13 protein-coding genes and 1 pseudogene are annotated in these 14469 nt (G+C 45.9%); all 14 read left to right on the top strand.

From position 1 onward, the window contains the following. Positions 1-34 precede the first annotated feature (34 nt). Complete coding sequence (efp, locus tag DMB88_RS19230) at positions 35-592, top strand: elongation factor P (protein WP_056696506.1); 558 nt, start codon at positions 35-37, stop codon at positions 590-592. A gap of 190 nt (positions 593-782) precedes the next feature. Next, positions 783-2036 carry an aspartate kinase gene (locus DMB88_RS19225; protein WP_128102639.1) on the top strand — a complete coding sequence of 418 codons (1254 nt, stop codon included), beginning with the start codon at positions 783-785 and terminating at the stop codon, positions 2034-2036. Positions 2037-2309: 273 nt separating this feature from the next. Beyond that, a complete protein-coding gene (locus DMB88_RS19220; protein WP_128102638.1) occupies positions 2310-3359 on the top strand; it encodes a substrate-binding domain-containing protein in 1050 nt (349 codons plus the stop codon). A 250-nt stretch (positions 3360-3609) separates the two neighbouring features. Further along, the gene (locus DMB88_RS19215; RefSeq protein WP_056696959.1) at positions 3610-4527 is read left to right on the top strand and encodes a carbohydrate ABC transporter permease; all 918 of its coding nucleotides are present in this window, start codon (positions 3610-3612) and stop codon (positions 4525-4527) included. Then, on the top strand, positions 4524-5357 hold the full coding sequence (locus DMB88_RS19210) for a carbohydrate ABC transporter permease (RefSeq protein WP_128102637.1): 834 nt from the start codon (positions 4524-4526) through the stop codon (positions 5355-5357). The genes DMB88_RS19215 and DMB88_RS19210 overlap by 4 nt, the downstream gene beginning before the upstream one ends. A gap of 50 nt (positions 5358-5407) precedes the next feature. Continuing rightward, a complete protein-coding gene (locus tag DMB88_RS19205) occupies positions 5408-6697 on the top strand; it encodes an ABC transporter substrate-binding protein (protein WP_164848737.1) in 1290 nt (429 codons plus the stop codon). A gap of 48 nt (positions 6698-6745) precedes the next feature. Next, positions 6746-9280 carry a beta-mannosidase gene (locus DMB88_RS19200; protein WP_128102636.1) on the top strand — a complete coding sequence of 845 codons (2535 nt, stop codon included), beginning with the start codon at positions 6746-6748 and terminating at the stop codon, positions 9278-9280. A 229-nt stretch (positions 9281-9509) separates the two neighbouring features. Further along, positions 9510-10514 (top strand): stage III sporulation protein AA, encoded by a 1005-nt coding sequence (gene spoIIIAA, locus DMB88_RS19195; protein ID WP_128102635.1) that lies wholly within the window; start codon positions 9510-9512, stop codon positions 10512-10514. After that, entirely contained in the window at positions 10507-11025 is a 519-nt protein-coding gene (gene spoIIIAB / locus DMB88_RS19190) for a stage III sporulation protein SpoIIIAB (protein WP_128102634.1), read from the top strand. The genes spoIIIAA and spoIIIAB overlap by 8 nt, the downstream gene beginning before the upstream one ends. A gap of 29 nt (positions 11026-11054) precedes the next feature. Continuing rightward, positions 11055-11258, top strand: a complete 204-nt coding sequence (spoIIIAC, locus tag DMB88_RS19185) for a stage III sporulation protein AC (RefSeq protein WP_056696521.1) — start codon at positions 11055-11057, stop codon at positions 11256-11258. A gap of 32 nt (positions 11259-11290) precedes the next feature. After that, positions 11291-11680 carry a stage III sporulation protein AD gene (gene spoIIIAD / locus DMB88_RS19180; RefSeq protein ID WP_017687586.1) on the top strand — a complete coding sequence of 130 codons (390 nt, stop codon included), beginning with the start codon at positions 11291-11293 and terminating at the stop codon, positions 11678-11680. A 20-nt stretch (positions 11681-11700) separates the two neighbouring features. Further along, a complete protein-coding gene (gene spoIIIAE / locus DMB88_RS19175; RefSeq protein WP_128104509.1) occupies positions 11701-12891 on the top strand; it encodes a stage III sporulation protein AE in 1191 nt (396 codons plus the stop codon). Positions 12892-12922: 31 nt separating this feature from the next. Next, positions 12923-13801, top strand: coding sequence for a stage III sporulation protein AF (gene spoIIIAF, locus DMB88_RS19170; RefSeq protein WP_128102633.1), 879 nt, complete (start codon positions 12923-12925; stop codon positions 13799-13801). Positions 13802-13816: 15 nt separating this feature from the next. Continuing rightward, a pseudogene (spoIIIAG, locus tag DMB88_RS19165) lies at positions 13817-14454 on the top strand (stage III sporulation protein AG). Positions 14455-14469: the final 15 nt, after the last annotated feature.

The following is a 14469-nucleotide window of genomic DNA, read 5'->3' as shown; positions in this document are numbered from 1 at the left end:
CACCTACTTTTCAACTATATCAGGAGGGATCTTTGTGATTTCAGTAAACGATTTTAAAACAGGCTTGACTGTACAAGTAGATAACGATATCTATACCGTGCTTGATTTCCAACACGTTAAACCAGGTAAAGGCGCTGCCTTTGTACGTTCCAAATTGAAAAACTTGCGTAATGGTAACACGGTTGAAAAAACATTCCGTGCAGGTGAAACAATTGGCCGTGCAATCATCGAAAACCGTGGCGTTTCCTATCTGTATGCAAGTGGTGCAGAGCACACGTTCATGGATAACGAAACATATGACCAGTTCACGTTGACTAGTGACCAACTGGAGTGGGAATTGAACTTCCTGAAAGAAAACATGAACGTAAAAATCGTTAGCTACCAAGGCGAAATCCTCGGGATCGACTTGCCAACAAGCGTTGAGTTGAAAGTTATCGAAACAGAGCCAAGCGTTAAAGGTAACACTGCACAAGGTGCTACCAAAAATGCGAAAGTAGAAACAGGATTGAATGTACAAGTTCCTTTGTTCATTAACGAAGGTGACGTTCTCCTGATCGATACACGTGAAGGTAAATACTCTTCCCGTGCGTAACTTTCAATGACTGTAAGATAATAAACGGTCAGATCAACCCTTTGCCATTCGTTTGGCAAAGGGTTTTTTCGAAAAAAGATTAGCCTATCAGACGCTTTCGTAATATACTGGGTTAAAGTCATTCTTCGGAGAGAATAATGGCGATGGACATCAATTATGCATACTGCACAAGGTAGGGAGTGGATTTGCGTTGTCATTGTACGTCATGAAATTTGGGGGTAGCTCGGTCGGAGACACGGAGCGTATGAAACGTGTAGCTGGACGTGTTGTAGAGAAAATGGATGAAGGCCATCAGTGTGTAGTTGTCGTTTCGGCAATGGGAGATACAACCGATGATTTGATTGATCAAGCAAAACAATTGAATAGTGAGTTACCAGCACGTGAGATGGATATGCTTCTTACGACTGGAGAACAGATCTCAATCTCTTTGTTATCCATGGCTATTCAAGCGCTTGGACGTAAAGCTGTGTCGTTTACAGGCTGGCAAGCTGGTTTCCGCACAGAGCCAGTTCATGGCAAAGCGCGTATTAACGATATTCAGCCTGAGCGAGTGTTAAGAGCACTTGAGGACGGTAATATTGTTATCGTTGCAGGTTTCCAAGGGATGACGGAAGACGGAGAGATCACCACACTAGGTCGGGGCGGTTCGGACACAACGGCCGTGGCGCTGGCGGCAGCTATTCAAGCGGATGCGTGCGAGATCTATACCGACGTGGATGGAATTTATTCTACCGATCCAAGGATCGTAAAAGTTGCGCGTAAGCTGAAAGAAATTTCGTATGACGAAATGCTGGAATTAGCAAATCTGGGCGCAGCCGTGTTGCACCCGCGTGCAGTTGAGTACGCGAAGCATTCCGGTGTACCTTTGATTGTAAGATCCAGCTTTAACCATAATGAAGGAACGGTTGTGAAGGAGGAAGCAACAATGGAACAAGGTGTAGTGGTTAGTGGTATTGCATATGACAAAAACGTAGCTCGCATCAGCATTTTGGGTGTTCCAGATGTCCCAGGAGTTCTGGCAGAGGTGTTCGGTGCTTTGGCATCTGAGCAGCTTGACGTTGATATCATCGTGCAAAGTGGTGTAATGGATGGAAAAGCAGACTTCTCCTTCTCCGTTGCGCTGTCTGATCGTGAGAACGCATTGCGTGTCATTGAGAGCCTTCACAGCCGGTTACCATACCGTGAAGTGACATCTGAAGAGAACTTGGTTAAAGTGTCGATCGTAGGCGCAGGTATGGTTAGCCATCCAGGGGTAGCTGCGAAGATGTTCAAAGTGATCTCTGGTGAAGGTGTGAGCATCAAGATGGTGAGCACATCCGAAATTAAAGTCTCCTGTGTCATCGATGGAGAGAAGCTGCATGATGTAATCAAAGCGTTGCACACAGCGTATGATCTCGATACAGCGGAGCAAGCTGTCATTGGTGGACCGCAAGTTCGTCGATAATTAAAATAAACGATTTTGTCTAGGAGTCTTGTCAGTATGGACATAGACCTATAGGCATAAGAAAAGGTTAATCGAAGCTCACTTCGATTAGCCTTTTTTTGGTTCGTATACATGCGTTATGTCGCCTTCATCAACATTGTGACTCCCGATGAGTCTTAGGAACGAGGACATCATTCCTATACAGCATGCTTCTCTTTTGTTATGATGTAAACGTGTTAGTTTGGTTTACAAAATTGTTTTGTAAACCTTTAGAAGAGGCGGGGTGGAGTAGCGTTGGACAAGAAGAAAAAAGTAACGATGCAAGAAATTGCGGATAGGGTTGGTGTATCCAAATATGCAGTATCAAAAGCGTTATCTGGCAAAGCAGGCATTAGTACGGCAACACGTGAACGCATATTTGAGGTGGCTTCGAACCTGGGTTATTTGGATCAACAACTAACCAGACGCACGATGGCTCCGAAGACGCAGACCGAGGAAGAAGAGCGCATGATCGGAATACTTTTTCCCAATATCCGTAGTCAAAATCGTGAATCTTTTTATTGGGGGCGCGTGCTTGAAGGGGTGTTTCGCGGTTTAGAAGAGCACGGGATTTCATCGGTACTCATTACGGACGACAGTCCTCATAATTTTAACAAACTTATGCGACCCGAGGCGTTACTGGGCATCATTGGGATCGGACTCATCGATACAGCTATGCTGGTTGAGTTACGTTCACTCGGTATTCCTTTTGTCATCATCGATCACGAAGATGAATTGGTCGCTTCAGATACGGTGTTTATGAACAATTATGATATTTATCGTAAGCTGACGAAGTTTCTGATTGGTAAAGGCCATCGACATATTCAGTTTATAGGAGACTGGTCGTATGCTCGGAGTTTTGCTGATCGTTGGAGTGGGTTCAAGGCGATTCTTGATGAAAATGGCATACCTTACACGCCGCACAAAGAGTTGTTACAGATCAGGCCGACGCATCACCCGGAAAATCTGGAGCTGATCCGCACAGCAATGCAACAGTTGATGGTGGCCTCTTCGACTACTGCGATTGTATGTGCTAATGATAAGGTGGCTTCATTATGCATGGCTGAACTGGAGAGACAAGGTAAACGAATTCCTACCGATATTTCGGTGGTTGCTTTTGATAATGATCCTGATGTTCAGGCGCAATATCCTGAATTGTGTACTGTAAATGCAGAGACTGAGGCACTTGGAGTTCAGGCGGTTCAGATCATGCAATGGAGGCTGAAGCATATCGGAATGCCATATGAGAAGAGACTCATTCAAGGTGAGTTAATGATCAAAGGCAGCATTGATAGCGTAGTCTAACATACAACCCTATGAGGTTATCCATTACGTGGCGAATGTAAAGGATAGCCTATTTCATATGGAATAAATGTCTGTCAAATGAGAGATATTCATACTATTTATCTATGTAAACGCTTAAAGTAAACCTATTAATATTTTGTAAACATAATAATATAGATAATTTAGTTGACAGAATACTCAGATAATGAATATGATGTACTCAGATACAGCGTTTCACGCTGACAGACTACAATGGAAACGGGGTAATGCTATGTTCGGCAAAAAGCGGGGAATCGGCTGGATCTACCAGCAGAATGTGGCTGGTTATGTGTTTATCTCGCCTTGGCTGATTGGTTTTCTGCTATTAACGCTGTGGCCGATTCTGCAATCGTTCTATCTTTCGTTCACAGACTACTCTCTCTTAGATTCACCAACATGGGTAGGTACGCGCAACTATAGCGAAATTTTACAATCCGACAAGCTATTTTTGAAATCGCTTACAGTCACATTCGTATTTGTGCTACTGGCGGTACCGATTAAGCTTTTCTTCTCCCTGATGGTTGCGATTTTGCTGAACAAGGATATTAAGGGCATGAATGTTTACCGCACAGCGATTTACTTTCCGTCCTTGATCGGAGGCAGTATTGCAGTGTCCGCGTTGTGGCGAAACATGTTCGGCATGGATGGTTACATTAACCACGTACTTGGCTGGTTCGGTATTACCGGAATCGGTTGGATATCCAATCCGAATACAGCACTGGGTACGCTAATATTGCTGAATGCCTGGCAGTTTGGATCAACCATGGTTATTTTTCTAGCGGGATTGAAGCAAATCCCTAAAGATTTATATGAATCCGCCTCGGTGGATGGAGCCAGCAGTATTCGTAAATTTTTCTCCATCACGATCCCTATGCTGTCTCCGGTTATGTTCTTCAATCTAGTCCTCGGCATTATTAACTCGTTCCAGATGTTTACGTCAGCTTTTGTTATTACCGCTGGAGGCCCGGCGAATTCTACCTACATGTATGTATTGTTCCTCTATGACAAAGCGTTCAAGCAGTTTCAGATGGGTTACGCTTCAGCGCTGGCATGGATTCTGCTTGTCATTATCGGTGTCTTCACAGCACTGAATTTCATCGTGTCGAAATACTGGGTGTTCTACGAATCCGAAGGAGGTAAATCAAAATGATAACTAGCAGTCAGAAGACATGGAAGGCACATCTTATTCTGATTCCATTTTCACTGCTCATGATTTACCCGGTGTTATGGTGGATTGGAGCCTCCTTCAAAAGCACAACAGAGCTATCCTCACCGTCATTATGGCCAACGACCTGGTTATGGGAGAACTACAGCAATGGCTGGAACTTTACGTCTGACTTTACGTTTGCTCGTTTTTTTGCCAATACGTTAATGATGGAGTTTTGGAATGTACTAGGCGGTGTTGTCACAGCGGCTCTTGTCGGATATGGTTTCGGTCGATTGAATTTCCGGTTCCGTAACTTCTGGTTTTCGGTGCTGCTTCTAACGATGATGCTGCCTTCGCAAGTCACCGTTGTGCCTCAGTACATTTTGTTTAACAAACTTGGTTTGGTGGATAGTTATGTTCCGCTCATATTGCCACATTTTTTCGGGGGCGGCGCTTTCTTCATATTCCTGATCGTGCAGTTCATTCGTGGTATTCCACGCGAACTGGATGAAGCGGCGCAGATTGATGGAGCCTCCGTTTACGGAATTTTCTTCCGTATTATTGCTCCGCTAATCAAGCCTGCACTCGTGACAGTAGCGATCTTCACCTTTTTGTGGAGCTGGGACGACTTCTTCTCACAATTGCTATATCTCAATTCGGTAGAAAAGTTTACGGTGGGGCTTGGGCTGCGGATGTTTATTGATCAGTTTGAGGTGCAGTGGGGTCAATTGCTCGCGATGTCTTTACTATCCGTTATTCCTTCGGCAATCGTCTTTTTTGTAGCTCAAAAGCATTTTGTGGAAGGCATAGCGACAACAGGGATCAAAGGTTGATTTTTGATGACAGGTATCACATAACTTCACATACAAGGGAGTGTCATTCAATGGTGATCAAAGGTAAACGTTGGCTAAAGACTTTGACGATCGGTGTGCTGGCTGCAGTAATGGTGACAGGTTGTGCAGGAGGTTCCAATTCAGGCGCAAGTGGAGGCCAGGGCTCAGGCACACTCAAAATGATGTGGTGGGGCTCGGATGCTCGGCACGAAGCGACCAAAAAGGCAATTGAACTGTACACTTCGAACCATACGGATGTCAAACTCACCACGGAATTTACATCATGGGATGGATACTGGCAGAAGCTTCCTACCCTTGCGGCCTCGTCCTCTCTCCCGGATATTCTACAGATGGATGCGGCTTATATTCAGGGCTATGCCAAACGGGGGCAACTGGCGGATCTGTCTGATCTGGACTTAAGTGGCATTGTGGATGAGAAGGTGCTGGAGAACATCAAGATTGATGGCAAGGTATATGGAGTGCCTTTGAGCTACAATGGTGCAGGATTGGTCTATGACAAAGTGACACTTGAGCAATACGGGATCAAATTACCTTTTAACAACTGGACTTGGGATGATTTCTTTGCTTATGCCAAAGAAGCACGGAGCAAGCTGCCAGAGGATAAATATCCGATCGACGACATGCGCAACATCTGGGAATTCTATCAATTTTATCAGACTGCCAAAGGCAAAGGGCCCATTTTCCAAGATGGAAAGTTCAATCTGGATAAAGATACCTTTTTCGAATTTAACAATATCTATGCTGAATTTCAAAAAGAAGGCGTTGTACCGCCCGCAGATCAGCAGCTAGCTTTTAAAGAGAATGATCCACAGCTCGACTCGCTGGGTTCTGGTAAAGTCATGCTTCGCACAGCATCGGTCGGATCGGCGAGTGCAATCGAAGCACTCAAACCAGGTCAGCTAGCAGTGAACAGCAATCCTATTGGCGAAAGCGGAGGTGGCTGGGCTCAGTCAACGATTTTCTTCTCTGTAAGTGCGAATTCCAAAAATGTGGAGCAAGCGAAGGAATTTATCAAGTGGTTCATATCTGATCCAGAAGCAGGCAAAATTTTGGGGATGACACGTGGTATTCCGATTGATGATGAAGTGTACGCTTCACTTGAATCTAATCTTACGGCTGGAGAACGTTTCGGGAAAGATTTGCTTGATGTTGCCAAACCGAAGGCATTGCCTTTCTATCCTGCGCCTGCTGGTGCTGAAGATTTTACAGCAACGTATAAGTCAGAGATGGAGAGCGTTATGTTTGGTCAAGTGACACTGGATGCAGCTTATGATGTATTGGTGGAGAAAGGTAAACAGGCCGAAAGCAAAATAAAATAAATAAACTCATTGGATGGAATTTGAATGATTGAGATGGAGGCAGAAACCATGCTACTACATGATAATTGGAGAATTCAGCAATATGAAGTGGGCGAGAAACCGCCGCTGACCATTGCAGATGCAGATTTGGATGACCGTTTCTGGATTAGTGCGAGTGTGCCGGGTGATGTACATTCCACGCTGATCGAACGCAAGCTAATTGATCATCCGTATTATGGGCATAACGATATCAATTCGCGCTGGGTGGAGCAGAAGGAGTGGTGGTATCGCACACGTTTTCAGATGGATGCCGATCCAACCCAACAGGAGCGCTGGGAACTGATTTTCGAAGGGTTAGATACTCATGCTACGGTTTATGTGAATGGTCTTGAGATTGGAACGGCCAGTAATATGCACCGAACGTACGTGTATGATGTCTCCCGCGTTATACGCCAAGGCAAAAATACGATTGCTGTCCGCTTTGACCCACTCTACCTCTATCACAGAGATAAAGCACTGATGCAGTGGTCTTCATACACAAAGGAACGCCCATGGATTCGGAAGGCAGCGATGAATTACGGCTGGGACTGGGGGCCACGCATCGTAACCGTAGGGATCTGGGGTAAGGTTAGACTGGAGCGTCATGTGCAAGCCAAATTGGAAGGGGTATATGCATATACGAAGCAGTGTGACAACCAGCAGGCGGACATTAAAGTTGAGCTTGAAGCGAAAAAGTATCGCGGATGTGGCCATCTGACCTATCGTGCTCGTTTACTTGATGCGGATCAGCAGGTTGTGGCTCATGCGGAGGGTGAGTTCCTACGTGGTAAGGTTGGATTCGATCTTCAGGTATCGCAGCCACAATTGTGGTGGACGCATGATCTGGGTAAGCCTTACCTCTATCAACTAGAAACGGTATTGCTTGCAGACGGCGTGGAGGTAGATCGGAGAGAGCAACGAATTGGAATTCGAACCGTGGAACTGGTGCTGGAAGATGATCAGGGACAGCCAGCGTTTGCTTTTCATATCAATGGTGTAAAGTTGTTTGCCAAAGGATCGAATTGGATTCCAGTAGATAATCTGATTGGAGCGGCTCCTGACTCACGATATAAACATCTGATCATGCTGGGCGTAGAGGCTAATATGAACATGCTGCGAATCTGGGCAGGAGGCATATATGAGAAAGACGTCTTCTACGATCTTTGTGATGAGCTCGGCTTACTAGTGTGGCAGGACTTTGCTTTTGCCAACGCGCTTTTCCCAGATTACAATGCTGATTTTGTGGAAAATGTTCGGCAGGAAGCCATCTGCAACATTCAAAGGCTGCGCAATCATGCGTCACTTGCTTTATGGTGCGGAAATAACGAGATCGACTGGCTGTACGACATGAAATCGTCATCCGGAGAGATTACGACACCTTTTTACGGTGAAACGATATATCATGAGATTTTACCAGAATTGCTAGAACAGCTTGACCCTGCCCGCCAATACTGGCCTTCTTCCCCTTATGGCGGCAATGATGCGAATGATCCGAATCATGGTGATCGTCACAACTGGCAAGTGTGGCATGGCTCCGTCTATCCACGTAAATTTGGCGAGGTGCCTTTGCTAGATTACAGTGTGGAGGGTGTCACGTTCAAAAACTATAAAAATGATTTCACGTTATTCAGCAGTGAGTTTGGTATGCATGCCTCTGCCACGAAGTATACGTTGGAACGAAACATTCCAAAGGATCAATTCTATTGGGGAAGCGTAGAGATGGCTTATCGTAACAAGGATACGAACCATCAGAAGGGCATTTTGCTCATGGAAGGGTTCACAGGAGTACCCCAAAATCTAGATGAGTATATCCAGTTTTCGATGTTGACTCAGGCTGAGGGCTTGAAATATGGAATTGAGCATTATCGGCGCAACAAAACGCGCACAAGTGGTTCCTTAATCTGGCAGCACGGCGACAGTTGGCCTGGAACGAGTTGGTCGTTAATTGATTATGAGTTGCTACCAAAAGCGTCCTATTATTATGCGCGTAAATTTTATCATCCATTACTATTAAGTCTGAACCATGAACCCGGCGAGTTGTTGGAGGTGTGGGTGATTAATGATCACTTATCTTCTCTTAATGGACTGGTGATTCTTGAGGTTTATGATATGCAGGGTCAATCCATTCATCGTATGGAGCTGCATGCACAGGTGGAAGCTAATGGCGTCGTAAAACTGGGGGAGTGGGACGAACAGGAAGTGTTGAAAGACCTATCTCCAGAACAGGCGGTGCTGAAGTTGTCTGCGCCTGCATGGGAGTGCCTAGATAACGTTTATTATTTACGTGATGCAAAAGATGTACAGCTTAGCCTGAGCAGTATTCACGCTTCATATAATGAAGAAACCCAGCAATTGCTTGTGCAGGCAAATGATGCGGTAGCTAGAATGGTTCAGATTCTGATCCCGCAAGGTAATGTGCGCATGAGTGATAACTATTTTGATCTGCTTCCAGGGGAGCAGCGAACCATTGATATACGTCAGGCAGATGGAGAAGCACTCAAATACCAACATATCACCGTATCAGCATTAAATGCGGATGAGGTACCCGTTACACTAACAAGATAATTCATGAGTATCTATAATAATTCGACAAAAGACCGAAACAGGGAAGCATGAACGATGCTTTCCTATTTCGGCTTTTTTGACATGAAGCAAGAAGTGACGTCTCTCATTTTGCAGTTAAAAAGAATTGCTAGATTCAGCGTCATAAATTCGATGTACAGGCATAAACATGAGATATGAACAAGCACCAGCAACGCGATCAATTTGAAACCAAGGTTGGAGGAGCCTACTCATGAAAGTGAACTGGAAGGAGCTTTTTCCGGAACCGATCCGAACCATTCTAGGGAGAATGCCGCCTACCGTATTAGAGAAAGTGGAGGAAGTGCGTATCCGGGAAGGGAGACCGCTCGAGATTAATGCTGGAGATACCTATCACTTTCTTACCGCACAGGGCAGTCTGACAGCTAAGCCTGAAGAAGCTTACATTCCTCAGAAAGAAGTAACGCACAGGCTGCTGGATCTAATTAGTAATCACTCTCTCTATACATTGGAAGAAGAGCTTCGTAAAGGATTCATTACCATTCCCGGAGGACACCGGATCGGACTTGCTGGTCGAACGGTTCTAAGTGGTGGACGGGTGGAAACCTTACGCGATATCAATGGATTCAATGTAAGGGTTGCCCGAGAGGTTCATGGTGTGGCAGATCGCATTCTGCCCTATCTTCTGGACATGAAAAGCGGACAGGTATTCCATACGTTAATTCTATCCCCTCCACAACAAGGCAAGACGACACTGTTACGTGACCTAGCTAGACAAATAAGCAATGGTTGCAGACTGGTGGGTGGAAGTGAGTTCGTTCAAGGGCTACGTCCTCGACTTAAGGTAGGCATTGTGGATGAGCGTTCCGAAATCGCTGGAAGTTATAAAGGGGTACCTGGTTTTGATGTTGGACCACGCACAGATGTGATGGATGGATGTCCAAAGGCAGAAGGCATGATGATGATGCTTCGCTCCATGTCTCCAGACGTAATCATTGTGGACGAGATTGGTCGTCCAGAGGATGCGGAAGCTGTGATGGAGGCACTGCATTCGGGGGTATCGGTGATTGCGACAGCACATGGGCGGGATCTGGCAGAGTTATCTTCTAGGCCAGCGCTAAAAACACTTATCCAGGAGCAGATGTTTCAGCGTTATGTACAACTTAGGCGGACGAGCCGAGGGATGAACTTTCGTTTGGCTGATGGGAAAATGCGTGGTCTACAGCAACTAGATGCAGGAGGTGAGGCATTTGGTTAACATGCTGGGTGCTGTCATTATCTTGTTTGCAAGCACACTGGCTGGCTTCTACCGTGCAAGACAATTCGCTCTCAGACCACGACAGATACGGGAATTAATTGCTGCATTGCAACGACTGATGACGGAGATTAATTATGGATTGACCCCGCTTCCTGATGCGATGGGGAAAATGGGAGCTCAGACGAAGGAACCTGTACGATCGTTGTTTCTCCATGCAGCACATCAGATGAATCCGCCATACGGACAGACTGCACGCGAAAGTCTTCAGGCTGGCATTGAATACATGTGGAACAAGTCTGCAATGAAAGCAGATGAGCGAGAAGTCATGTTGCAGTTAAGCTTCAGTCTTGGCACCAGCGACCGTCAGGATCAGACCAAACATATCTCGCTAGCCATTCAACAACTCATGCATGAAGAATCCCGTGCACAGGCTGACCAAATGAAATATGAACGAATGAGCCGTAGCCTTGGGATGCTTGTCGGAGCGTTAATCGTCATTCTGATCTTCTGAAATTGCCGGGATAGTGAGGTGCCAAGGTCATGAATCTAGAAGTGAACGCAATTTTCCAAATTGCGGGCATCGGAATCATCATTGCAATGATTCACACGGTGCTGAAACAAATGGGAAAGGAAGATATGGCGCACTGGGTAACCGTTATCGGATTCGTTGTTGTGTTATTTATGGTTGTTCGTATGTTGGACGGGTTGCTGCAAGAGATCAAATCGATCTTCCTTTTCCAATGAAAACGGTCATGAAGCCAGGATGGTGGTGACCTGTGGAAATTATTCAAGTGGTAGGGCTAGCGTTGATTGCAACAGTTCTCATTCTTGTCATCAAAGAACAAAAGCCCATGTTTGCATTTCTCATCGCTGCCGCTACAGGCATAGTCATTTTTATGCTACTGATTGGCAAGATTGGCGCGGTCATCGAGGTGTTGAAGCGGCTCGCCGAAAACTCAGGTATGGAAAGCATCTATCTGAAAACTGTACTGAAAATTATAGGTATAGCCTACATTGCTGAATTCGGTGCGCAAATTGTGAGGGATGCCGGTCAAGAGAGCATTGCTTCCAAAATTGAGCTTGCGGGGAAAGTTCTGATCCTGGTTCTCGCGATTCCCATTATTAGCATTATTATCGAAACCGTCATGAAACTAATGCCGGTATAGAAGGAGGCATGCGGACTTTGATGAAATACAACCATTTTAAGCCGCAGTGGAGCCTTACTCTTGTACTAATGCTATGTTTTCTGTTTGCGATGGTCGGACATGTTACCGCAAGTGCACCGTCTGGAGAATGGATGCAGCAGCAGGCTGACCAGCTTCCGAAGGATCAAGTGGAGAAGTACTGGGATCAGCTCATGGGGCAATATGGTGGATTTTTTCCGGAGGGAAAAACGCCCTCTTTTATGGATATGTTAATTCCGGGCAATGAAGGATTTAGCCTGAAGTCGGTCTTTATAGCGATTGGAACGTTCATGCTGCATGAAATTTTGTATAACGGCAAATTGTTAGTCACCATTGTGATGTTAAGTGTACTGAGTATGATTCTGGAGACTTTACAGACGGCATTTGAGAAAAACAACATAAGCAAGATTGCTTATTCTATCTGTTATATGGTCATTATCGTCATCGCAATCAACAGTTTTAGCGTAGCCATAGGTTATGCCAAAGACGCCATTGAGGGCATGGTGAGTTTTATGATGGCGATGGTTCCCCTGCTCTTCACGTTACTAGCGTCGATGGGGAATGTGGTGACCGTCTCGGTGACTCATCCGCTGATTATCTTCATGATTCACCTGGTGAGCACATTAATTCACATGCTGGTATTTCCGTTGCTTTTCTTCTCAGCGGTGTTGCACCTTGTCAGTTCGTTATCGGATAAGTACAAGCTTACACAGCTTGCAGACCTGCTACGTAATATCAGCGTTGCCTTGCTCGGCATTCTGCTAACGATGTTTCTAGGTGTAATTTCGGTGCAGGGAGCATCAGGCTCTGTTGCTGACGGTGTCAGTTTAAAGGCAGCCAAATACATCGCAGGCAACTTTGTTCCCGTCGTAGGCAGGACATTTGCAGATGCGACAGACACGGTCATTACAGCTTCGCTGCTGGTGAAAAACGCAATTGGTCTTACGGGGGTCATCATTATTCTGTTTTTGTGTGCCTTCCCTGCACTCAAAATTTTAGCCCTTGCACTCATATATAACATTACTGGAGCAATCATGCAGCCACTAGGTGATACACCGATCGTTGGATGTTTACAAGCGATTGGAAAATCAATGATTTACGTGTTCGCAGCGCTAGCTGCTGTCGGACTTATGTTTTTCTTAGCAATCACCATCCTGCTCACAGCAGGGAACCTGACCGTCATGATGAGATGACGCAACAATACGCAGAAAGGAGCTGAAAAGGATGGGGTGGCTGAGCAACTGGCTCCAGGAAGTAATCATGATCGTTTTGCTCGCAACGTTTGTGGATATGTTATTGCCCAATCGTTCGATGGAGCGTTACGTCAAGCTTGTGCTGAGCCTCCTTATCCTGCTTACCCTCCTATCGCCTATAACTAAGTTGCTCAAGAGCGACCCAGTTAATGAACTCAAGCGGGCAATGACGGCTATGGAATCTCCATCGGAGGGGAATGCCACCTTAGAGCAGATATTAGCACAGGGGAAACGCCTTCAGCTGAATGAGCAGGAGCAATCTTTAGCGTGGACAGCGAAAGAGTTAGCCAAGGTAATGAAAGACCAGATTGAACAAAGCACGGGGGAACGTGTTCAGTCTGTGGAGGTGAAGCTCCTGATGGATAAGGTTCAACCGGAATCCGAAGTCGCCTCTCCAGTACATTTACCAGTGATCCAACGTGTTATGGTCGAAATGAGCGGTCAGCCGGAGGCAATAGGGATTAACGCTGAACGTAACGAAGGCGAAGCTGACAGTGCTTCTGTGTTCGAACAAGACCAAGCTCAGGCAACAGGTGAATCCTCATTCAAGCAGGAGCCGATTCAAATTGGTACCATTCACATTCCTTCGGTTCAGATTAAGGTGAGGACGGATGAGCAATCTTCCGTTAGCTCCCCTTCAGGGCAGCCAGATGTCCATGGAAATACGGTAGATGCGGATGCTGAACCGGTTGCCGGTAGTCAGGAAACACTTACTCAGCCTCAAGGCGGGGATATAGCTTCATCACGCTCGGAGCATGCCGTACAGATTATAACGCTGTTGACGGAAAAATGGGATATCGATGCGAGTCAGGTACAGGTAAAAGAACAAAAGAACGCGCATGCGTTATAAGAAGGAGGGTGTGCGGTGAGAAAGTGGCTTAAAAAAATTGAGGTGTGGCTGGGCGGCGGAGAAGATGGAGGTCGGCGTAGTCAAACGTTTCGATGGCTCATTATATTGGGGTTAATCGGCGTTGGTATCATGCTGTTCAATTCATTTGTTAACGTCAAACAGATTGATACGGAAAATATCGGCCGGGAACCTCCTGATCCAGCAACATCCATGGCAACGATGCAGAATGACTTGACAGATCCAAACCCTTTTCAGGCAATCGAGATGGCATTTGAGGACAAGATCAAGAGTGTGCTCGAGAACATCGTTGGTGTGGGAACAGTCGATGTCATGGTTACAGTCGATTCAACGGAGGAATTAGTGGTTCAGCGCAATGTGAAAGACTCTCAGCAGCTAACAGAAGAGACGGATGCCAGTGGGGTAAAAGGCACATGACCCAGTACACCAGGGATGGCGAGATTATTACTTATGAAATTTCAGGGGATCAGACACCGATTGTGACCAAGAAACTGAAACCACAAATTCGTGGAGTGCTTGTTGTAGCCAAAGGTGCAGAGAACAAAGTTGTGAAGGATCTGATTACCGATGCTGTGGAAAAAGGGTTGAATGTGGCGGCTTACCGTATCTCGGTTGTACCGCGCAAGCAGGACTAACCAGGATCGATGATC

Source organism: Paenibacillus sp. DCT19 (assembly GCF_003268635.1).
Taxonomy (GTDB): domain Bacteria; phylum Bacillota; class Bacilli; order Paenibacillales; family Paenibacillaceae; genus Paenibacillus.
The sequence above is the reverse complement of the archived record's forward strand: the minus strand, read 5'-3'. Positions and strand labels throughout refer to the sequence as shown.

Bases quoted from the DNA above. Each gene is read 5' to 3' on its own strand.
- DMB88_RS19215 (WP_056696959.1), top strand. From the start codon at position 3,610: ATGTTCGGCAAAAAGCGGGGAATCGGCTGGATCTACCAGCAGAATGTG.
- DMB88_RS19210 (WP_128102637.1), top strand. From the start codon at position 4,524: ATGATAACTAGCAGTCAGAAGACATGGAAGGCACATCTTATTCTGATT.
- DMB88_RS19205 (WP_164848737.1), top strand. From the start codon at position 5,408: ATGGTGATCAAAGGTAAACGTTGGCTAAAGACTTTGACGATCGGTGTG.
- DMB88_RS19200 (WP_128102636.1), top strand. From the start codon at position 6,746: ATGCTACTACATGATAATTGGAGAATTCAGCAATATGAAGTGGGCGAG.
- spoIIIAA (WP_128102635.1), top strand. From the start codon at position 9,510: ATGAAAGTGAACTGGAAGGAGCTTTTTCCGGAACCGATCCGAACCATT.
- spoIIIAC (WP_056696521.1), top strand. From the start codon at position 11,055: ATGAATCTAGAAGTGAACGCAATTTTCCAAATTGCGGGCATCGGAATC.
- spoIIIAE (WP_128104509.1), top strand. From the start codon at position 11,701: ATGAAATACAACCATTTTAAGCCGCAGTGGAGCCTTACTCTTGTACTA.
- spoIIIAF (WP_128102633.1), top strand. From the start codon at position 12,923: ATGGGGTGGCTGAGCAACTGGCTCCAGGAAGTAATCATGATCGTTTTG.